At 68.8% G+C, this 19,700-nt stretch carries 14 protein-coding genes and 3 pseudogenes; 11 read left to right on the forward strand and 6 right to left on the reverse strand.

The genetic code is table 11. From position 1 onward, the window contains the following. Nucleotides 1–15: 15 nt before the first annotated feature. The 3 genes from AOQ37_RS30455 to AOQ37_RS30465 form a co-directional block, all read right to left on the reverse strand. Nucleotides 16–1,092: an iron-siderophore ABC transporter substrate-binding protein gene (locus tag AOQ37_RS30455; protein WP_062648993.1), complete on the reverse strand. Its 1,077-nt coding sequence runs from the start codon at nt 1,090–1,092 to the stop codon at nt 16–18. Nucleotides 1,093–1,173: 81 nt separating this feature from the next. Next, the gene (locus AOQ37_RS30460) at nt 1,174–2,973 is read right to left on the reverse strand and encodes an ABC transporter ATP-binding protein (RefSeq protein ID WP_062649054.1); all 1,800 of its coding nucleotides are present in this window, start codon (nt 2,971–2,973) and stop codon (nt 1,174–1,176) included. A gap of 137 nt (nt 2,974–3,110) precedes the next feature. Further along, complete coding sequence (locus AOQ37_RS30465) at nt 3,111–4,847, reverse strand: ABC transporter ATP-binding protein (RefSeq protein WP_062648995.1); 1,737 nt, start codon at nt 4,845–4,847, stop codon at nt 3,111–3,113. A 307-nt stretch (nt 4,848–5,154) separates the two neighbouring features. On the opposite strand from AOQ37_RS30465, the gene AOQ37_RS30470 reads away from it, so the two are divergent. The 5 genes and pseudogenes from AOQ37_RS30470 (at nt 5,155) to AOQ37_RS30485 (ending at nt 11,184) form a co-directional block, all read left to right on the forward strand. Further along, a complete protein-coding gene (locus AOQ37_RS30470) occupies nt 5,155–5,931 on the forward strand; it encodes a cobalt-precorrin-6A reductase (RefSeq protein WP_062648997.1) in 777 nt (258 codons plus the stop codon). 178 nt (nt 5,932–6,109) lie between these two features. Further along, nucleotides 6,110–6,220 (forward strand): annotated as a pseudogene (locus AOQ37_RS41895) (HipA family kinase); the annotation flags it as partial. Between the two features lie 831 nt (nt 6,221–7,051). After that, nucleotides 7,052–8,176 (forward strand): hypothetical protein, encoded by a 1,125-nt coding sequence (locus AOQ37_RS30475; protein WP_159401384.1) that lies wholly within the window; start codon nt 7,052–7,054, stop codon nt 8,174–8,176. 276 nt (nt 8,177–8,452) lie between these two features. Then, nucleotides 8,453–9,742 carry an HNH endonuclease gene (locus AOQ37_RS30480; RefSeq protein WP_159401385.1) on the forward strand — a complete coding sequence of 430 codons (1,290 nt, stop codon included), beginning with the start codon at nt 8,453–8,455 and terminating at the stop codon, nt 9,740–9,742. Further along, nucleotides 9,739–11,184 carry an argonaute/piwi family protein gene (locus tag AOQ37_RS30485; RefSeq protein ID WP_062649003.1) on the forward strand — a complete coding sequence of 482 codons (1,446 nt, stop codon included), beginning with the start codon at nt 9,739–9,741 and terminating at the stop codon, nt 11,182–11,184. Before AOQ37_RS30480 ends, AOQ37_RS30485 begins: the two co-directional genes overlap by 4 nt. Before the next feature lie 277 nt (nt 11,185–11,461). Here AOQ37_RS30485 and AOQ37_RS30490 read toward each other — a convergent pair. Further along, nucleotides 11,462–12,477: pseudogene (locus AOQ37_RS30490) on the reverse strand (DNA-directed RNA polymerase subunit alpha). Between the two features lie 283 nt (nt 12,478–12,760). Between AOQ37_RS30490 and AOQ37_RS30495 the strand changes: the two are divergent. Then, complete coding sequence (locus tag AOQ37_RS30495) at nt 12,761–13,879, forward strand: hypothetical protein (RefSeq protein WP_159401387.1); 1,119 nt, start codon at nt 12,761–12,763, stop codon at nt 13,877–13,879. Between the two features lie 252 nt (nt 13,880–14,131). On the opposite strand, the gene AOQ37_RS30500 is transcribed toward AOQ37_RS30495, so the two are convergent. Both AOQ37_RS30500 and AOQ37_RS30505 read right to left on the reverse strand, forming a co-directional pair. Then, the gene (locus AOQ37_RS30500) at nt 14,132–15,649 is read right to left on the reverse strand and encodes a hypothetical protein (protein WP_062649007.1); all 1,518 of its coding nucleotides are present in this window, start codon (nt 15,647–15,649) and stop codon (nt 14,132–14,134) included. A gap of 233 nt (nt 15,650–15,882) precedes the next feature. Continuing rightward, nucleotides 15,883–16,431, reverse strand: coding sequence for a GIY-YIG nuclease family protein (locus tag AOQ37_RS30505; RefSeq protein WP_062649009.1), 549 nt, complete (start codon nt 16,429–16,431; stop codon nt 15,883–15,885). A gap of 607 nt (nt 16,432–17,038) precedes the next feature. Here AOQ37_RS30505 and AOQ37_RS30510 point away from each other — a divergent pair. The 5 genes and pseudogenes from AOQ37_RS30510 to AOQ37_RS30520 all read left to right on the forward strand — a co-directional run. Next, nucleotides 17,039–17,242, forward strand: coding sequence for a cold-shock protein (locus AOQ37_RS30510; protein WP_020120296.1), 204 nt, complete (start codon nt 17,039–17,041; stop codon nt 17,240–17,242). 170 nt (nt 17,243–17,412) lie between these two features. Further along, on the forward strand, nt 17,413–18,138 hold the full coding sequence (locus AOQ37_RS30515; protein ID WP_374701552.1) for a transporter: 726 nt from the start codon (nt 17,413–17,415) through the stop codon (nt 18,136–18,138). Nucleotides 18,139–18,168: 30 nt separating this feature from the next. Beyond that, nucleotides 18,169–18,300 carry a hypothetical protein gene (locus tag AOQ37_RS42205; RefSeq protein ID WP_374701553.1) on the forward strand — a complete coding sequence of 44 codons (132 nt, stop codon included), beginning with the start codon at nt 18,169–18,171 and terminating at the stop codon, nt 18,298–18,300. Nucleotides 18,301–18,497: 197 nt separating this feature from the next. Further along, nucleotides 18,498–18,650 carry a hypothetical protein gene (locus AOQ37_RS40550; protein ID WP_159401388.1) on the forward strand — a complete coding sequence of 51 codons (153 nt, stop codon included), beginning with the start codon at nt 18,498–18,500 and terminating at the stop codon, nt 18,648–18,650. A gap of 499 nt (nt 18,651–19,149) precedes the next feature. Then, nucleotides 19,150–19,700: pseudogene (locus tag AOQ37_RS30520) on the forward strand (hypothetical protein); the annotation flags it as partial.

A 19,700-nucleotide genomic window follows, 5' to 3' on the forward strand; every position in this document is an offset into this window, starting at 1 on the left:
GTGCCGCGGGACCGGTCAGGACGCCGGCTGCTCCACCTTCGTCGCGGTCTTGCCGTCCACCGCCGCCGCGAGCTGCGGCACCATGCGGTCGATGACGTAGGGCAGGCTCAGCACGGTCGACAGCGACACCGCGTTGCCGTAGTCGCCGCTCTCCTGGATGAACACCTCACGGCCCTCCTTCACCACGTTCAGGTCGGAGTAGATCTTGTCGCTGTGCAGCTTGGTGACCGCCGTGGTGAGGTCCGGCACGATCCAGACGTCGACGTCCTGGTCGAGCAGGTCGAAGCGCTCCTTGCTGATGTTGGCGCCGAAGGTGTCCCCGATCACCTTGTCGAGGTCCTTCGGCAGCGAGAAGCCGAGGTCGGACAGGATCCGGGAGCGGGTGTCCTGGGTGCCGTAGACGAACGTGCCCTCGTACGGGGTCGCCATGACGGCCGTGGCCCCGGCGAAGGCCGGGTTGGCCTTCTTGGCCGCCGCGAACTCGCCCTCGACGCCCGACACCAGCGTCCTGGCCTCGGCCTCCTTGCCGAGCGCCTTGCCGATCTCCTCGGTCTGCTGCTGCCACGGCACGCCGTAGTCGTTGTACGCCTTCGGCTGGGCGACCACCGGCGCGAACTTCGACAGGCTCTCGTACTGGGCCTTGGTCAGTCCCGAGTACACGGCGAGGATGAGATCGGGCTTCAGGGCGGCGATCTTCTCCACCTGGGGGCCGGTGCCGGTGTCGGTGAGCACGGTGGGCGCCGCCGCGCCGCCCAGCTCGTCCTCGGCCCAGGGGCCGATGGCGCCCTTGTAGCCGCCGAGCCACTCGGTCGTGCCGACCGGCACCTTGCCCAGCGCGAGCACGGCGTCCTGGTCGGTGAGACCGACGGTGACGATCCGCCGCGGCTCGGACTTGATCGTCGTACTGCCGAACTTGTGGTCGAGGGTCACGGGGAAGGCGCCGGCGGCGGACGACGAGTCCGCCCCCTTCGCGCCGGCGGACGAGGAACCGGAGTCGGAGCCGGAGTCGCCGCAGCCGACCGCCGCGACGGCGAGCAGGACTACGGAGGCGAGCAGGCCGGACAGCCGTGAGGCTCTGGAGGCGCGGGGCATCGGATGATCCTTCTGTTCGTCGCGGTGCGGTCGGCGGGGGGTGGCGGGGTCCGGAGCGGGAGGAGGGCGGGCAGGGTCTCGTCAGGGGCCGTCCGGGGCGGGGGAGCGGCTGCCCGACCAGGCCTGCCACAGGGTGGCGTACGCGCCGTCGACGGTGAGCAGTTCCTCGTGGGTGCCGCTCTCCACGACCCGGCCGTCGCTCAGGACGACCACCCGGTCGGCGGTGGCGGCCTGGCTGAGCCGGTGCGCGACGACCAGCGCCGTACGGCCCCGCAGGGCCCGTTCGGCGGCCTCGTCGAGCTGGCGGGCACCCGAACTGCCCGCCTCCGCGGTCGCCTCGTCGAGGACCACGACCGGCGGGTCCGCCAACAGGAGCCGGGCCAGCGCCAGTTGCTGGGCACGGTCGGCGGTGAGCCGGTGTCCGCCGTCGCCGACGACCGTCTCCAGGCCCTCCGGGAGCGCCTCCGCCCAGCCGAGGGCGCCCACGGTGGCCAGCGCCTCCCGCAGCTCCTCGTCGTCCGCCTGCGGACGGGCCAGCCGCAGGTCGTCGGCGAGCGGCCCGGCGAAGACGTGCACCTCCTGGGTGACGAGCCCCACCAGGCGGCTGGACTCGTCCGGTTCGAGGCCGCCGATGTCGATGCGGCCGCTCTCCGGCCGGTGCAGCCCCGCCACCAGCTTCGCGAGCGTCGTCTTGCCCGCCCCGGTCGTACCGACCAGCGCGACGCGTTCCTTGGGCCGGATCTCCAGGTCGACGCCGTGCAGCACCGGACGGCCGGGCACATAGGCGTGGGAGACGGCGGTCAGCGTCACGGACGGGGCACCGGTGGCGGTCGGACGGTCGTCCGCGTGCTCGGCGGACGCGGGCACCGGTTCGTCCACCACCCCGACCAGCCGGGCCAGTCCCGCGGTCGCCGACTGGGCGTCGTCGAGCAGCACGAGCGCGGTGTTCACCGGCCCGAACAGGCTGTGGAAGTACAGCGCGGCGGCCGTGGCGGTGCCGACCGAGGCCGAGCCGGAGCGCACCAGCAGGAACCCGGTGACCAGGACGGCGCTGAGGCCCGCGTACTCGGCGATGTGCAGCCGGCTGTAGAAGCGCAGCACCAGCTGCACCCCGCGCATCGTCAGTTCCACCGACGCCCGCGAGCGGTCGGTGACCCGCCGGGTGTGGCCGGCCTGGAGCCGGTACGCCCGCACGGTCCGCGCCCCGCCGATGGTGTCCAGCAACTGCTGCTGCTGGGCCCCGGTGGCGATGCGCTCCTTGGCGTACAGGGGAACGGCGTTGCGCACGTACCACCGCGCTGTGTGCGCCTGGACGGGCAGGGCGACGAGCGCGGCCAGCAGGAACCGCCAGTCCAGCACGGCGAGCGCGCCCAGGGTCAGCACGATGGACAGCGCGGAGCGCGCCAGCTCGGGCAGGGCCCCGCGCACCGCGTCGGCGACCCGGGACACGTCCCGGGTGACCCGGGCGTTGAGGTCGCCGGAGCCCGCCTTCTCCAGCCGCTCCAGGGGCAGGGCGAGCGCCCGTTCCACGAACAGCTCGCGCAGCCGGGCGAGCACGGTCTCGCCGAGCCGGGACACCAGCGACATGCCCAGGGCGGTCGTGACGCCCTGCACCACGGCGACCCCGGTCAGCGCGAGGACCGGCAGGGTGAGCGCGTCGGGGGAGCGCCGCTCGGTGACCACGTCGACGATGTGACCGAGCAGCGGCTGGGTGAGCAGGCCGACGGAGGTGGCGAGCACCATCAGCCCGAACCCGGCCCAGGCCAGCCCTCGGTGCGGCCGCAGCAGCTCACGCACCGCGGCCCGGGTACGAGCGGGACTCGCCGTCGGCAACAGGGCGCGACCGGCCTCCACCCGGTTCCCCTCCGCCTGCCCGGCCACCTGCTCGGCCTGCGCCTGCCCGGACTCGACCTGGGTGGCTTGCGTCTGCCCCGCCCCCGGCCGTTCGGGCAGAGGGTGGCCGGGTCGGGAGCGCTCGGGTTCCGGCCGCTCGGGTTCCGGCCGCTCGGGTTCAGTGGTCACGCCAGCACCGCCGTCCGGTAGTTCGCGTCGGCCTGTACGAGGTCGGCGTGTGTGCCCTCGGCGCCGACCCGGCCGCCGCCGTCGAGGAGGACGACCCGGTCGGCGACGGCGAGCAGCGCCGGGCTGTTGGTCACCACGACCGTGGTGCGGCCGCGCCGGATCTCCCGCAGCCCCTCGGCGATGCGTGCCTCGGTCACCGCGTCGACGGCGGTCGTCGGGTCGTGCACGACCAGGACGGGCGGCTCGGCGCGCAGGGCGCGCGCCAGCAGCACCCGCTGGCGCTGACCGCCCGACAGGGACCGGCCGCCCTCTCCGACGCCGGTGGCGGCGCCGCGCGGCAGGGAACCGGCCACCTGGTCGGCGTGGGCGGCGGCCATGGCGCGCTCGGTCCGCGGATCCGCCGCTGCCTCGGGCCCGTCGTCCGTCGCGCCGTCGCCCGACTCCGCCTGCGGAGCCACGTTCGCGGCCAGTGAGCCGTCGAAGAGCACGGCGTCGTGGGCGGCCACCAGCACCGCCGCCCGCAGCCCCGCCGGATCGAGCCGGGTCAGCGGCACCCCGTCCAGCTCGACCGAACCCGACTCCGGGTCGGTCTCCCGGCCCAGACAGCGCAACAGGGCCTCGGCGGAGGCCGGATCCGTCACGGCGATGCCGGTCAGCCGGCCGGCCGGAACGTCGAGGTCGACGCCGTCCGGCCCGCCCAGCCGTACGCCGCGCAGCCGCAGTTCGCCGCGCACCGGTTCCGGCACCGGGTCCTCCCCGCCCAGCACGGCGGGATCGGCGCCGAGGACCTCCGCGACGCGGGCGGCCGAGGCCCGCCCCTGCGCCAGTTCGGCGTTGACCCAGGCGAAGGTCTCCAACGGCCCCAGCAGGAACAGCGCGAGACCCACCGCGGACACCAACTGTCCGAGCGTGAGCGAGCCGTCGAGCGCCAGCCGCCCGCCGACCAGCGCTATCAGCGCGATGAACCCGCCGGTCAGGGCCAGGACGAGCCCGGTCTGCCAGGACTCGGCACGGGCCGCGCGCAGGGTGGCCGCGAGGGAGGCGCGGCTGGTCCGGCGGTACCGCTCGACGGCTGCCTGCTGGGCGCCGAGCCCCTTCAGCACCCGGAGCCCTGCCACCAGGTCGGCGGCCACTCCCGAGGCGTGCGCGGCCCGGTCCTGCTCGGCCTCGCTGCGGCGCTCCAGCGGCTTGCTCAGCAGGTGCCCCAGCCACAGCAGCACCGGTGTGCCCAGCAGCACGATCAGCCCGAGCGGCACGGACGTCAGCAGCAGCCACACGGCGCTGACGGTGATGCCCGCGACCGCCCATGTCCCGCTCATCAGAGCCATGTTGACCGCGCCGACGCGCTTGGCGTCCTCGGTGGCGACATTGGCCAGCTCGCCGGGCAGCCGGCCGTCCTCGGCGCCGCCGCGGGCGTCGAGCACCCGGCGCACGATCGCCAGCCGAAGGGTGTGCGCGGCCTCTTCGGCACCGCGCTCACCGGCCCGCGCGCCCAGCCGGAAACTCCACGACAGCGCCACGTACATCACGGCCAGGACGACCAGCCAGAGAGCGAGCCGCCCGGCGTCCTGCCCGGCCACGGCCTGGTCGATGACGACGCCGATGAGCACCGGCACCAGGGCTTCCCCCAGTTGGTGCACACAGCCGAGCGCCGCACCGAGACCGACGCGCCGCGCCTGCCCCCGGACCGAGCGCGTCAGGACGTCCCGCCCCGACTGCTTCCCTGATCTCACCAGCCACCCTCCGGAGCCCCGGCCAACTTAGGCAAGGCTACTCTAAGTGAACGCGGCCGAGTCAATGGCCTGTCGGGCCCACCGCACCACGCCGCACCGCACCACGCCGCACCGCACCACGCCGCATCCCACCGCATCCCATCGCGCCACGCCGCACCGCGCCACGCCAAGCCACGCCGCACCGCCCGGAGCGCGCCCGCGCGCGACGCCGACGCGGCCCGGCCGGCACCGGTGTGCTTCAGTGGGGCGCCGTGACCGTCCCCGGCCGCGCCGCTCGCTCTTCGCTCTCCGGAAGGGACCGGACCCCGTGCACGTACTGATCCTGGGCGGGACAGCCGAGGCCCGTCGCCTCGCCGAACTGCTGGCGGCCGACGCCCTGCCCGGCCTGCGGGTGACGACCTCGCTGGCCGGACGGGTGACCGCGCCCCGGCTGCCGCCCGGCGAGGTACGCCTCGGCGGCTTCGGCGGGGCCGAGGGACTGGCCGCGTGGCTGGTCGAGCACGCGGTCGACGCGCTCGTGGACGCCACCCACCCCTTCGCCGCGGACATCAGCCGCAACGCGGCGAAGGCCGCGGACGGCACCGGCGTGCCGCTGCTGGCGCTGCGCCGCCCTGGCTGGGTCCCGGTGGCGGGCGACAGCTGGCACGAGGCCGGTTCCCTGGCGGAGGCCGCCGCACTGCTGCCCGCACTCGGCCGGCGGGTGTTCCTCACCACCGGGCGGACGGGGCTCGCCGCCTTCGCCGACCTGGACCACCTCTGGTTCCTCGTACGGTCCGTCGAAGCGCCCGGGACGCCGGCCCCCTCCCGCATCGAGGTGCTGCTCGACCGCGGCCCCTTCACGCTCGCCGGGGAGCGCGAACTGCTGGACCGTCACCGGATCGACGTCCTCGTGACCAAGGACAGCGGAGGGGCGGCCACCGCCCCGAAGCTGACGGCGGCCCGCGCGGCGGGGCTGCCCGTGGTCGTGGTGCGCCGGCCGCCGGTCCCGGCGGGCGTCCGGATCGTGGCGGACCCGGAACAGGCCCTGGTGCGGCTGAGGGCCCTGGGAGGCCGACGAGCGTTCCCGGACGCGGGCCGGGCGTGACGTGGGCCGGCGTGACGCGGGCCCACGTCACGGGGCCCGCTCGCCACCGCTGCCCCGGGCCCTCCCGGGCGGCGGCTCCGGCACCCGCGACGCCCGTCCGGCCTGGTTACCATGCTTCTTCGGACCTGACCGGACCGGTGAGGTCCGGCGCGACCGGACGGGCAGAGGGGAGAGAGTCATGCTGACCGAGGTCACCGCGACCCGCTACCTCGCTCCGCTGCGCGCGGGCGGCTCCGTGCCCGCCGTCGTCGAGGCCGACGACCTGGGCACCTACGTCGTGAAGTTGTCCACCCCGGGGAGCTGACCTGCGGCGATGCGGCTATCCCCATGGCTGACCTGCGAAGATGAATCTTTCAGCTTCTTTCACGGGCTTACCGTGTTATGCGCTCGATTCTCCCCACGCGCTCCCCAGCAGCGCGGATACCCCCCAGATTCTCCCCAAGGAGGTCGTCGCCACGGGCGGCGGTGACAAGTGGAATCACCGCCGCCCTGGGCACGCTGAGTGACTCCTGTTGGGCAGGGCGGTGCACCGAGTCAGCTTCCTGCGGGTCAGTTGTCCCGGAAGAGACCAGCGAGTGCGGTACTTCACTGCGCCGACGAGATCGCTGAGGAACCGTTCCCAGGCGGCCGCTGCCGCAAGGACGGTGAACGGGTTCAGAGTGGCACGCGGCTGCCGCCCACTGACCTCCCGTTCCGAGTGGATGCAGATCAGGTCCAGAGGACGCCTCACGTGCCACCTGGTCTCGGCGCAACCAGCGGCGAAACGCTCAACGGTCAGCATGAGAGATCACCGTAGGCGTGATCACGGCGGGGTGCGGGCAATTGAAGGAGATCGCTTGCCCGGCCCTGGCAGGCCACCTACGCTGACCATCTCCTTCCTCTGCGGAACGGCCCCCAAGATCTGACTCGTACTCCGCCCGGGGCGATGCCACAGCTGGGAAAGGGTAGTGAAGGCAAGGCATCCGGGGGGTCGGTTGTGAACGTTGGTGGGACGCTCCTCGGCGAGAAGATCACCAAGCGATACCCCCGTCGGGGCGATCTGCAGCTGGTCCGGTTGGCAGCGGCTGCGTCCTTCACCTGTTCGCGGTGCAGCAGAGCGAAGACAGCAAGCCTCGTTGCCGTGCAGGCCAACGCCCTGCTGTGCAATGGCTGTTACGGGCGTCTGATGGCGGAGCCCCCCTCACATGACCACAACCCACTTGGGAGGGCTGACCAGCCATCGCTCAATTCCGGGCCATCGTCGGCAGGAAGGGAAGTTGAGCCGCCTGCTGCTGGAGCGGAAGACGTCACCCGGATCAGGGTTGAAGACCCCGACGGCTGGCTGCCTCACACGGTTGTGGACACCGGCCTGACTTTGCAATGGACGTTTCATGTGCGCGCAGAGCATCTACTGAACGGCACCTGCCCCGTTCCGGCCGAGATGGCCAGCAGAGCCTCGCAGGCATCACTCGATATCGCCTTCGTGCATGTTGCCCGTCACCACAGTAGGGCGCTTGGCGAGCAGCAGACAGTCAAACTTCAGCGTCACAGCAAGCAGCCACTCCTTACGGGCATCTCTTGGCAATCCGTCATCCTTCCCGGGACGCGGGTCTCGGCGCGCTGGGACCGGTGGAAGAAGCTCCGTCTCGCCTACACCTCGCTGGGTCGCCCTGTTGTCGTCGCCGGCACCATGGTGCGTTACGCATACGATCCGCGGATCATGACCCGCGACCTCGCTGCCTTCGGTGCGCACGTGGATGGGATCGAGGAGCTGGTCTTGATTACGCTCCGTGAGCTTGGATACCTCGACGAGCAGGGCTGCGCCCTCCTTCCGCACCAAGCGTTGATCCGGAACACCATCGAGCGTCGGGCGCCAGAACAACCGTCAAAGAAGGAGATCCTTCGGGCGATCGAGCGGCTCCTGTCACGCGGGATCCTCACCTGGCAGCAGGGCAGCCTTGGTCGAGGCGGAATGCTCCACTATCCAACGCGTCGCGGCGAGAAGCCGGTCCAACTGCTCTGCTACGCCCCCACGCTGCGTGTGGCGGAACGCGAGGATCTTCGGGCTGTGGACGGACACGGCACGTACAGCGCGAGCGCTCATCGCGTTGCAGGACATCTGATGCGCATCGGTCACCTCGGGAAGGATGCGAGCGCGGAAGCGCGGGCTGCCTACCGGCAAGACCACCAGAGAGCCGGCCTTGCCGGTCCTCATGAGCTCCCGCGCGGCTACACCTACGTACGGGAGCATGAACGGGGAATGTAGGCCGCCGTGTCCGGTCACCTTCGCTTGTCAGTGAGCGTCTGGTTCACAGCACGAGCCAGCCTTCCACCGAGGGCGCTCCGGCCGGACGCGCCCCGCAGCACCCGGACGCGGCCTGATCGTTTCGGGATGACAAAGCCATCGGCGCCGACTTGTTCAGGTAATGGCTCTGCCGTTGGTGCTGCGAACCAGCCGAGCCCGGCGGCGGTTCGGCTCCTGTGCGAGGGAGGGCCTTTGTCAGAGGTCGTCCGTAGCATATGGGTACCCGGAGGAGGTGTTGTGGCCGTACCTGTCGCGCAGCAACGCAAATTGACCCAGCGTTCCGGCAATATCTGCGCCTTTCCCGAATGCGGCTTGCTGCTGACGGCTCAGGGGACGCCGGAGGACCCCGTTGTGGTGCTCGGCGAGATGGCCCACATCGTGGCGGAGAGCCCGAACGGTCCGCGGGGCGATTCGCCGCTGACGCCGGAGGAGCGCAATCGGTACGAGAATCTGATCTTGCTGTGCAATCAGCATCACCAGCTGATCGACTCCGAGGGTGCGCTAGCGAAGTACACGGTGGAGCGTCTGCACGCCATGAAGGAGACTCACGAACAGCGGATCGAGCGCAGGCTCGGGGGGCGTTCCAACGTGCCGTCGGAGCTGCCTCCGATGGTCAACGACACCGTGTACAGCAACGTGCTGCCGGTCACGCAGATGCCGCGCTACATCTACGGAGCCCCTTGCTCTGCCAGCCGGGATAGCGAGGTCCGGCCGGCCGCGACGTCTGCCGGGACGATGACGCCGTTCATCCTGCGTGATGGGCGGTTGTGGGCATTCCAGGACTTGCGTGACACCAGCAACCCTTTCTCTGACGTCGTGGCGTGCACGGAGACCGAGCGCTTCTCCACCAAGGAATGGTGGACGGATCCCGACCGGCTGGGGTGGTACGTCGCGCTGCTGAACCGGTCGCTGAACAAACTCACCGGACGTCTCGGACTACGGCTCGACCACGACCATCACCGCTACTACTTCGAACCGGAGGCTGCCGGCGTTGAACGCTCCGTGCCGTACCGGCCGTTGAATGCCAGCAGGGCGACCCGGAGCGTCGTATGGCAGCCCAAGAAGCGAGCGACCGGAGAGGCTCGCAACTACTGGCTTCATCGTGCTGTTTCGCTGCGCTTCTTCCTCATCGGTGACAACCAGTGGTGCCTGAGCGTCAGACCCGAGCTGCGTGTCACCTCCGACGGCTTCGAATCCATACAGGCCAAGTACATCGGGCGGCAGGTGACCCGGAAGAAGTCCCGCCTGTTCAACCACGACCTCCTGGGCGAAGTCCAGTTCTGGCGTGACTTCCTCGGCAGGAGCACTCCGCGGATCTTCTTCCCCTTCGGCACGGACAGGCAGAACCTGATCGTCTCGACATCGCTGAGCAGCGGGCAGGTGCGATGGCCGGGCATTCCCGCCGAGCACGACATGCCCTTCAAGAACGTCGAGTACGTGGACGACCTCTTCACCTGGGCCGAGGCAGAGGGCCTGAGCGAGGACGACGATCCCGACGACGAGGACGCGGAGGAAACGCTGCGATGACGGCACGCCCTGCTCCACCGAGTGTCTCGCCCACTGGCTCCCCGTCCCTCATCGCGAGCACCTACTTTCCCGAGCCGCTGCTGCACTTCGCCGACGACGGCCTGCACATCGACCCCAAGGCCGGCATCGCACGCTACGGACCCCGTTCCTGGACAGCATCAGGCCGCCACCCCACCCGGCTGCGCGTGGGGATGATCGGTACCGCCGAACTCGTCGAGGCCGCCCGTACCTGGATGAGCAGTCGCGCCGAGGGCGTACGCGGAGACGTGAACAACCCGGAGTTCCCCGGGTGGATGCCCGACCGCGGATTCTTCTCGTCGCTGGAGTTCGACGATGCGTGGAATGAAGAACTCGGGCAGACCGAACTGCGGCAGGTACTGGAGATCAAGTCGCAGAAGGACCGCTTCCACGCTGCCCTTGCCCTGTTCGAGACCAAGTTCCGGCAGTTGGCAGAGCGTGACAGCGTCCCCGACTACGTCGTCATCGCGCTGTCCGACCAGATCGTGACGCGCTGCGGCACGGCCGACTACACCAGCAAAGACACCGGCGCGGTCCATCGCGACCTGCGCCGCGCCCTCAAGGCGAGCGCCATGAAGTTCCGCATACCGACGCAGATCGTCCGCGCGCCCACGCTCGACGGGCGCGACCGGACACCACCCTCGCGCATCGCGTGGAACTTCTTCACCGCGATGTACTGCAAGGCGGGAGGCTATCCGTGGAGTCCGTACGGCCTCACGCCCGGGACCTGCTACGTCGGCATCGGCTTCTACCGGCCGCTGGGCAGCGCGGCTGCGACGATGCAGACCAGCCTCGTGCAGGCGTTTGACGAGCGAGGGGAAGGACTGGTTCTCCGGGGACACGAATTCGAATGGGATCCGCACAAGACCGGGAGCCGTTCGCCTCACCTGACGGCTGACGGCGCGCACCAGCTGATGGCCCTGGTACTCGACCGGTACGAAGCAGTCATGAAGCAGACCCCGGCTCGCATCGTGGTCCACAAGACCTCGCGCTACTGGCCGGACGAACGCGACGGCTTCCGCGCGGCGATCGAGTCCCGTGTGCGGCGCTACGACCTGATGGCGCTCGAGGTGCAGAGCCGGGTTCGCCTCATCACCACCTCGAAGTATCCCCCGCTGCGCGGAACCCGTTTCAGCTTCGGCGACTTGGACTACCTGTACACGACGGGTTACATATCCGCCCTCAACGAGTTCCACGGGATGCACGTTCCGGCGCCGCTCCAGGTCGCCGATCACGTGGGGCAGGACTCTTCGCGAGACGCTCTGCTGAGGGAAGTCCTCGCGCTCACCAAGCTCAACTGGAACTCAGCCGCATTGGGCGGACTCCTGCCGATCACGATCAAGTTCTCCGGGCTCGTCGGCGAGATCATGAGGGAGATCCCCGCTGACCGGGAGCCACTGCCTCAATTCAAGTTCTACATCTGAATGCACAGCTGCGGGTCTCCGGCAACGCCACCACCCACTCTCGTCAGCACTCTGCTCGCGAAGCGGCCGTACGACCTGCGGCATTCGGTGCTGTTCACCTGGCTGTGCGCGGACGCGACCCGGCCGGGGCCCCTGAGGGCGTCGCGGGCTGCGCGTCGTCGCCGAGGGCATCGGCGTGCACGCGAACTCCGCGCAGATCGCCGCCGCCGAGGGGGGACAGCGGCGTGGTTCTCCTGTCCCTGGACGCATGTGTCCTGTGGCCGGCGTGGCTCAGCAGTCAGTATTGCTCGGTCTCCACGAAACCCGCGTCCGCGTCGTCGTCCGCACCGAAGGCGGCGGCGGGCGGGTTGAATCCGGGCGGGCTGTCCTTCAGGGCCACGCCCATGCCGGCCAGCTTCGCCTTGACCTCGTCGATGGACTTCGCGCCGAAGTTGCGGATGTCCAGGAGGTCGGCCTCGGAGCGCGAGAGCAGTTCGCCCACGGAGTGGATGCCCTCGCGCTTGAGGCAGTTGTAGGAGCGGACCGTGAGCTTCAGCTCCTCGATCGGCAGCGCGATGCCGGCGGCAAGGGCGGCGTCCGTGGGGGACGGGCCCATGTCGATGCCCTCGGCGTCGATGTTGAGATCGCGGGCGAGACCGAACAGCTCGACCAGGGTCTTGCCGACAGAGGCCATGGCGTCACGGGGACGCATGGCCTGCTTCGTCTCGACGTCGACGATGAGCTTGTCGAAGTCGGTGCGCTGCTCGACACGCGTGGCCTCGACCTTGTACGTGACCTTGAGCACGGGGCTGTAGATGGAGTCGACCGGGATACGGCTGATCTCCTGGCCGACCTGCTTGTTCTGCACGGCGGAGACGTAGCCGCGGCCACGCTCGACGGTCAGCTCCATCTCCAGCTTGCCCTTGCTGTTGAGCGTGGCGAGGACGAGGTCGGGGTTGTGCACCTCGACACCGGCCGGGGGCGCGATGTCGGCGGCGGTGACCAGACCCAGGCCCTGCTTGCGCAGGTACATCACGACCGGCTCGTTGTGCTCCGAGGAGACGACCAGCTGCTTGATGTTGAGGATCAGGTCGGTGACGTCCTCCTTGACGCCCGGCACGGTGGTGAACTCGTGCAGGATGCCGTCGATGCGGATGGACGTGACCGCCGCACCCGGGATCGAGGACAGGAGGGCTGGCGGAGGGAGTTGCCGAGGGTGTAGCCGAAGCCCGGCTCCAGCGGCTCGATCACGAACCGGGAGCGGAACTCGTCGACGACCTCTTCGGTCAGGGACGGCCGCTGAGCAATCAGCACGAGGGGTCGCCTCCAGCGGTTTGGCGCCCGCTATGTGACGCCGTAGACCCCACGAAGGGTACGGGCGATACGGCCTGTCGGCTCGGGAACCCGTCCTGCGGAATGTGCAGCCGCAGCACGTCACCATGGCCGGTGAACCCAGTTCACCTTGTGCGCTGAGGAAGACTCGAGGGTGACAGCCTTGAAGGGGATCCATTGTGAAATAGGATGTCCTTCAATGTGGCTGTCTGGTCGCACCCGACGCCGATTGCTGCCCGAGGGAGCTTGACCAGTGCCACGACGAGTGACCGAAGACGAAGCCGTCCAGGCAATGCTTGACCGGGGAACACGTCCGCTGGAACCCTTCCCCGGCACTCAACTTCCCTGGAAATGCCGCTGCCTGACCTGCGGTGAGGTCAGTTCACCGCGCTACAACGACGTCGTCAACAAGGGGACCGGCGTCTGCGGCAAAACGTGCCGGTCACGCAAGATCGCGGCCCAACTCACCCGTGATGGGGCGACGGCTGCTGCTGTCATGCTCGATTGGGGCTGGGATGCACTGGAGGACTACCCGGGTGCCGGGAAACAGTGGGCCGCCAGGTGCGTCCACTGCGGCGTCATCAAGCCGAAGAAGCTGGCGCACGTCCAACGAGGCCGCGGCGGCTGCACCAGTTGCGCCGGACGCGACATCACCGACGAAGCGGCGCGACAGTTGATGGCCAAAGCGGACCTGCAGCCACTCGTCGACTATCCCGGCTCATTGCAGCCCTGGTTGTGCCGTTGTCTGCGCTGCGGACACATCGGAACCCCCACCTACGCCAAGGTCCGCACCCGCGGCCACCAATGCTGGTCGTGCCGCTCGGAAAAGATCGCCGATGCCCTGCGGCTCGACGAGGAGCAAGCCATCGCCAGCATGCTCGAGAAGGCACTCGACCCGCTCGTGGCCTATCCCGGCAGCACGGAACTCCCCTGGAAAGCCCGTTGCATGACCTGCGAAACGGTCCTCGACCCCGGGCCGACGCTGCACAACATCCGTGGCACGCAGGGTGGCTGCCCCACGTGTGCCGAGCGCGGCATCAATCCCGCCAAACCCGGCTACCTCTACCTTGTCGTCCACCACACCTACCAAGCCCTGAAGTGGGGTATCGCCAACACCGAACAACGCCTGTCCCAGCACCTCTCCCAGGGCTGGGAGTTGCACGCACGTTGGGACTTCGACCTCACCGGAGACGCGTGGGCCTTCGAGCGCCAGGTGAAAGCCTGGGTCCGAGGTCAAGGGATCCCGAGAGCACTGAAAGCCGACGAGATGAAATACCGAGGGCATACAGAGACCGCCTTCCTCTCCGATATCAGCCTTCAACTCGTCCAGAAATACATCGAGTCCTTGATAGGCCGCAGCCCAGACGTGCCGCCAAAGGCATAGCTCACTCACCGGCGCCATCCGCTGCGCCAGTACGCCATGCCTTGTAAGCCCTCCCGGATAGCGTGCCGATGGGCAGCCGCCGACCACCTCCATCAGATATCGAGCCCGCTCAGACGAGCCCGCCGCATTCTGGCCCGTTGGTAACCCGCCCCTGCGGAAATCCTCGGACGAACCGGTGCGGCGGCCGACCATGCCGCACTCGCCACCGAGCGCGCGGCGGCCGGCGGGGCATACGGATGCCCGGCACATGGACTACGTCGCGCCAGGGGTCGGGAGCCTGCCCGTTGCCCATGGGTAGGACGCCCATCCCTGACCGAGGACCGGGTTGCGGGCGCCTTCGTGTCCGTTGAGGCATTCGTTGAGAGCCCAGGTGGAGCGCTGGGGGTCGGCCGCCCGTTTGAGGAGCAGAGAGCTGGGTGTGGTGTCGGTGAGGGTCACCAGGCGTTCGAGTTCGTGGGCCGCGACGACCGTGGTCGGGATGTCGGCGGTGGGCAGGTCGAGGTGGGGCAGGTTGGCGTTGGCGACGGGGAACGGTTCAAGGGTGACGATCAGTGCCTGGCGTGGGCGGTCGGTCGGAATGCCAGCGAATGCCGGATGGTGCTGGTCGATCTGGGACGAGGTGGCGTTGACCTGGCGGAAGGCGCGGGTGAGTTTGCTGTCGGTCTCGGCGACTCCGAGTTCCAGGCCGAGACGTGCGTTCTCGGTCGGCATCATGGACTTGACCTCCACGAGCAGCACCAGGTCGTCGAAGACGACGATCCAGTCGACGCTTTGCAGTTCGTTGCGCTTGACCCGGTACGTGATCTCCGGGAGAACATCGGCGTCCGGTATCAGGCGGAGCTGGCGGCCGACGTATTCCTCGAAGAGGTAGCCGGTCTCCTGCAGGAAGTCGGGTCCGAAGTGCTCGCGTCCTGTGTGGTAGATGCCGGGCGGCGTCGCTTTGCGCCAGACCAGCTGGGGTGAGGGGCACAGCAGGCCGGGTCCGAAGCCGGTGACCGCGGGTCGGCCGAGCAGCGGGTTGTAGGTGAAGCGCCGCAGCTGGGCAGCTTTGCCGCCGGCCACCCTCGCGAGGTTCTGCGTGGTCCGTTTCTCGGCCGCTTTGACGGAGGCCACGTCGGTGGCGAAGTGCCGTTCGACGACACGCAGCACCGTCTCCCGGCCGACGACACGGTTGAACGTCTCCCCTTCCGAGCTGTCGAAGATCGCGGGATCGAAACGCCCGGCGTTGAACAGTGCACATCCCCACAGCAGCTGAGCGGTGCCGACGTAGTCGGGCAGCGGGCAGCCGAAGACTTCGGTGTCCCAGCCGGGGACCATGCAGCGGGGTTGCCGGTGCGCGGGGAATGGTGTGTGCAGGTACAGCGCGGCGGCACGGGCGAGAGTGGCGAACTCCGGGGCCTGGAAGGGCATCTGCTCGCCGCCCAGGCGCATCATGAAGTCCCGCAAGCGGATCGGATCCTCGTCGGTGCCGTGCAGGGTGGGTTCCTTCAGGCTGGAGTACGCGGCCAGGATCTCCAGCAGATCGCGCTCGGTGGCTTCGGAGCGCAGGTGCTCGGTGCCGTAGGCCAGGCTGACGCGGGCCGCGTCAGCCAGCGCCCAGGGTGTGTACTTCAGAGAGGGACTTTCCAGCCAGGGCTGTGGCCGCTCGGGCGTGCTGTAGCGTGCCGCCGCCGCGGCGATCAGGGGCAGCAGCGAGCTGGGACGATGACGCCGGATGCGCTGACGGTATTCGTCCTCCGTCACCAGCCGGTCATACAGGTACGCAGCCATCCCGCCATGATCCTCGCCGCAGATAGATTGTTCGAGCGGTTTCTCCTGGTCGGTACTGAACGCACGTATGTTCCGGGCAGCATCCGACTGACGCGGATTGCCCGCTCTCGCGCCCGGCGCAAGTCAGGCTGCCGTCGGCCCTCAGAGTTTTCTCTCGGACTGGGCGCCAGCGGGTGATCCTGGCCGTTCCTCTTGCCAGTCCTTGTCTCTGTGGGCCGCTCAGCGAAGGTCGGCTACTTGTCCGGCCGGGGGCCAGCACTGGCGTGGTAGAAGGCTCGCGCTTGCTTGACGCGGTCCCGGAAGGTGCCATGCTGCGCTCCCTCGACGTTCAGCGGGGGGTGCAGTTGGGAGATCAGTTCCTTCTCCAGCGGGACGGGGTCCGGGTGCTCGGTCCAAGTGAGGGTGAGGTGGTTGTGCATCCAGTGGGAAAGGCGCTGTTCGTCCTTGGGAACCAGGACGACGCGATCGGTCCAGGTGGTGCGGTAGCTCTCAACGGCCATGAGGAGTCCGGCCAGGGTTCGACGCAGGGTGGACCGTCCGGAGTCCTTCAGGTGGTTGGAGACTACGCGGGACCGCAGCCGGCGGGCCTTGCCCAGGTAGAGCAGCCGCAGTCCGGCATCGCCGGTATTGACCGGTCCGGGGAAGAAGTCAAGGACCTCGGGCGGCGCCCACCAGGCGTACACCCCTGCGCTCCTGGGCAGGGCGACGGCCGCGCGACCGAGGGGCTGAGGTGCGGAGAGTAGTTCGGCTGTGGCCCGCTGAACGGTCGCGTCGTCAAGCATGGGCGCACCCTAGACGCGGCTAAGCGGATCTGTCACCGCCTGCGGCATCACCCCGCAGCTTGATCAGGCAGGCGGCTCAGAGGGCATGCGAGTTCATTTCTTCGGCGCGGATAGCCGGCGTGGGGCGCCACAGGATCGTCCGCCGCCAGGGCCTGCACGGCGCGTCCGGAACCGGCGGGGACACGTGGCACAGGCCGGCCATGTGCGCAGTCCGCGGCGGTGGGAGGCCACGCCTCGCCGCCGCCCTGTGCAGAAGAAGCCTTTCGGGGGCAGCGCCCGCGGTGAACAGGTCCAGCAGGGCGGGCCAGTGACCGTCGGCGGCCCCGGCACGGGCACCATGTTGGTGGTGCCGGAAACCTACGTGATCACCATCGCCGCTTCTCACAGGCGATCCAGCCCTTCGTCCGGGCCAGTTGCTGGCGCGTTATCGCTAGCGGCTCCCGCCACCTCGTTATAGCGTTGTGAGTCAGCAGTCCGTGGTTCCGAAGTTCCGTTCGCCCGTGATCGCCATCACGGGCGTTCTTGCTGTTCAGCGCCTCTCCGGACCAGGGCGATCACCTCCCGTGCGTGCAAGGTGCACGCACGGTTTCCCTCGAAGGAGATAGTCATGGCCAAGGGCACTGTGAAGTGGTTCAACAGCGAGAAGGGCTTCGGTTTCATCGAGCAGGAGGGCGGCGGCCCCGATGTCTTCGCCCACTACTCCAACATCGCCGCCCAGGGTTTCCGTGAGCTGCAGGAGGGCCAGAAAGTCGAGTTCGACGTCACGCAGGGCCAGAAGGGCCCGCAGGCGGAGAACATCCGCCCCGTCTGATCGCGCCTCGGTAAGGGCCCGGCATCCCGGCTTCGGGACGCCGGGCCTTACCGTCTGTCGGAGTGGTCAGCGGGCGGGAGCCGATCGGCGTCTCGGATGGGTCCCCATGGAAATAAATTCGACAGCCCCTGCTGTTGAGTGTCGGCCACACTGGCTGCACGGGAGGGGCGGTGCCGGACCTGAAGCTCTACAACACGAACGGCGGCGTGACGGAGGTCGCGCCGCGTCTTGCTGATGCCGAAGCCGATGTGCAGAGCATCGTCGAGGGCAACATGGAGAAGTTCCTCGGGGTCCGGTTCCTGGCAAGCGAGTACAGCACCGGCCCGGTCCACGGTGGCCGGATCGACTCGCTGGGCCTCGACGAGAACGGGGCTCCCGTGGTCGTCGAGTACAAGCGCGGTGTGGACTCCGGCGTGATCAACCAGGGGCTGTTCTATCTCGGCTGGCTGATGGATCACCGGGCCGAGTTCCAGCACCTGGTCCGCGACCGACTCGGGGCCACGACCGCGGCCCAGGTGCTGTGGAGTGCACCCAGGTTGATCTGCGTCGCCGGCGACTTCACCCGCTACGACGTGCACGCCGTACGCGAGCACCGCCGCAGCATCGACCTGGTCCGCTACCGATTCTTCGGCAAGGACCTGATTGGTCTTGAGACCGTGGCTTCCGTCACCGGGCGCACGCCGGCCCCCAAGCAGGTTCGCCAGCGCGCGGCTGGGCTGCCGCCGGTACGCGCGCACAGTGGGGTGCTGGCGGAGCTGGCGGAGGCGGTCGACGAGGTCTTGCTCGGCCTTGGGGACGGCGTCAGCCGGGTGCAGCGCAAGCAGTACCGCGCGTATCAGCGCCTGCGGAACTTCGCCTGTGTCTGCCCGCCGCAGAAGACCAAGCTCCTCGTCTAACTAAAGGCCGATCCGAGGGATGTGGGCCTCGTGTCCGGTTTCACCCGGGACGTGACGGGGCTCGGTCACCACGGTACGGGCGACCTGGAGGTGCAGTTGCGGTCCGAGCGGGACGTGGAGCGGGCTGTGGACCTCTTCCGCGCGAGCTACGCGGCGGCGTAGCCGCCTCGTGCAGCTGTGACGCGGATGCTCGCGGGACTGCGCGGCTGTGGATGTTGTGGTGGCGGTGCCTTCCGACGTAGGGCAGGTAGTGGCGGTGGACCATCAATGATGCGGAGGATCGCCGGTTTGGCCAACCGGCGATCCTCGGCTATGTTGCGCCCCTCGGCCGCCGCAATTGATGCCCGGGCGTGAGCGACATGGCTGCTGAGCTTGAACTCGTGGTGTCGCGTGAGCTCGACGGCTGTCTGGCAGAAGCCAGACTCGGCCTCCAGCTCAGATGGTCACCGGTCCCAGCAGCCCTGGGGCAGGCACAGCACAACTCCCGCTCACTGGCAGAGTTCGGCTACTGACGCTGAAGCCACCACGCGCAGCCGACCACCAGGGCGCTACCCACCGCAGTGGCGGCGCCACGAATCAGCGAGAACAGGGCTGCCTTTCCGAGCCGCTGTGCTGTCTTCCTTGTCCTCATGTCGTTCCCCCTCCTGCGTACCGCCGGGCCGTCCTGGCGGTACGTCGAGCATCACCGCCTGTTTCGGGGCGCTGGACGGGTAGACGTCACCCCTGAACATGTCCGGATGAGTCCTTCCAACTTCGGCCGCGATGCCATGCTGTTGGACGGTTCTGGACGGCTTTGGACGAGGAGCGGATGTGGGGCGACCGGGAGTTCTGCGTAAACCCACACTGAGTGGTCGGGAGCACCGGGAGCTCAACGACGCTCTACACCGACTGCACCTCCAAGCGGGTCGTCCGAGTCTTACGACTATGGCCCAGGAGTTACGCGATGCGGGGGTATCGCGAAGTTCGATACACGATGCCTTCTGTAGCCCTCGGCTTCCACAATGGCATGTCGTGGACGCTCTCCTGGAGATCCTGGCGTCGCGCGCGCCGAGTCTTACGGCTGAGCAGCAGCTGGAGGCAATACACGCCTTGTGGCTCCGCGCTGCCGAGGCGGAGCAGTCCGCGCTCACATCCAGCAATCCTGTGGAGGGACGACAGGCGAAAGGGTGGGCCCTACTGCTCGACGTTGAGAGATTCGCTTCTCACAGCGACGCCGTACAGATGCAAATTCGGCAAGCGGTCTACGACTTCAGCGATGCCGTGTTGGCATCTGCTGGTGTCGACAAGGCGCACCGGCATCGAACGGATCGCGGGGATTCGCTGCTCGAACTGATCGATGGCAACTTTCCCTTGGTGCCAGTCCTGCGATCGCTGCTGCTTCGGGGTCCCATCCAGTTGCACGAGACCAACCGCATAATGCCAACTTCCATGCTCGTCAGGCTGCGAATCGTAGTTGCCATGGTGCGCTTCGAGATCGACTCGGTGACGGCGCACGGCTGGCCGAGCCAAGAACTGAACGATGCGACACGACTGCTGGACTCGTACTCCTTCCGCCAGGCTAT

The organism is Streptomyces maremycinicus (genome assembly GCF_001184025.1).
In the GTDB taxonomy this organism is placed as follows: Bacteria; Actinomycetota; Actinomycetes; order Streptomycetales; family Streptomycetaceae; genus Streptomyces; species Streptomyces maremycinicus.

Excerpts from the sequence above, each read along its gene's own strand:
- AOQ37_RS30455 (WP_062648993.1), bottom strand. The coding sequence starts at position 1,092 with ATGCCCCGCGCCTCCAGAGCCTCACGGCTGTCCGGCCTGCTCGCCTCC.
- AOQ37_RS40550 (WP_159401388.1), top strand. The coding sequence starts at position 18,498 with ATGGCTGCTGAGCTTGAACTCGTGGTGTCGCGTGAGCTCGACGGCTGT.
- AOQ37_RS30510 (WP_020120296.1), top strand. The coding sequence starts at position 17,039 with ATGGCCAAGGGCACTGTGAAGTGGTTCAACAGCGAGAAGGGCTTCGGT.
- AOQ37_RS30485 (WP_062649003.1), top strand. The coding sequence starts at position 9,739 with ATGACGGCACGCCCTGCTCCACCGAGTGTCTCGCCCACTGGCTCCCCG.
- AOQ37_RS30505 (WP_062649009.1), bottom strand. The coding sequence starts at position 16,431 with ATGCTTGACGACGCGACCGTTCAGCGGGCCACAGCCGAACTACTCTCC.
- AOQ37_RS30500 (WP_062649007.1), bottom strand. The coding sequence starts at position 15,649 with ATGGCTGCGTACCTGTATGACCGGCTGGTGACGGAGGACGAATACCGT.